Source organism: Pseudogemmobacter sp. TB195 (assembly GCF_058313095.1).
This window is the reverse complement of record NZ_JBZEGG010000215.1, coordinates 1-529: the sequence shown is the minus strand read 5'-3', so window position 1 is coordinate 529 and position 529 is coordinate 1. Positions and strand designations below refer to the sequence as shown.

The window sequence follows — 529 nt, the reverse complement described above, 5'->3', positions numbered from 1 at the left end:
AGATGCCGACGGCGATGTAAAGCTGCGGCGCGACGACCTTGCCGGTCTGGCCGACCTGCAGGTCGTTCGGCGCGTAGCCGGCGTCGACAGCGGCGCGCGAGGCGCCCATGGCGGCGCCGAGCGCGTCAGCGACCGGCTCGATGTACTTGGTGAAGTTCTCGGCCGAACCGAGCGCGCGACCACCAGAGATGATGATCTTGGCCGAAGCCAGCTCCGGACGGTCGGACTTCGACAGCTCTTCGCCCTTGAACGACGACACGGCCGGATCAGCGGCGGCGGCGACGTCCTCGATGGCGGCCGAACCGCCTTCGCCAGCGCTCTGGAAAGCGGCGGTGCGGACGGTGATGACCTTCTTGCCGTCGGTCGACTGCACGGTCTGGATGGCGTTGCCGGCGTAGATCGGACGCTCGAAGGTGTCGGCGGAGACGACCTTGGTCACTTCCGAAATCTGCATGACGTCGAGCTGTGCGGCGACGCGCGGCAGGATGTTCTTGCCGTTGGCGGTGGCCGGAGCCACGATCGCGTCATA

Annotated in this window: 1 protein-coding gene; it reads right to left on the bottom strand. The window is 67.3% G+C overall.

What is annotated here, in order from left to right; all coding sequences use genetic code 11:
* The coding region (locus AC4FS3_RS29435) for an electron transfer flavoprotein subunit alpha/FixB family protein (protein WP_491023484.1) at positions 1–529 on the bottom strand (529 nt) is incomplete at both ends.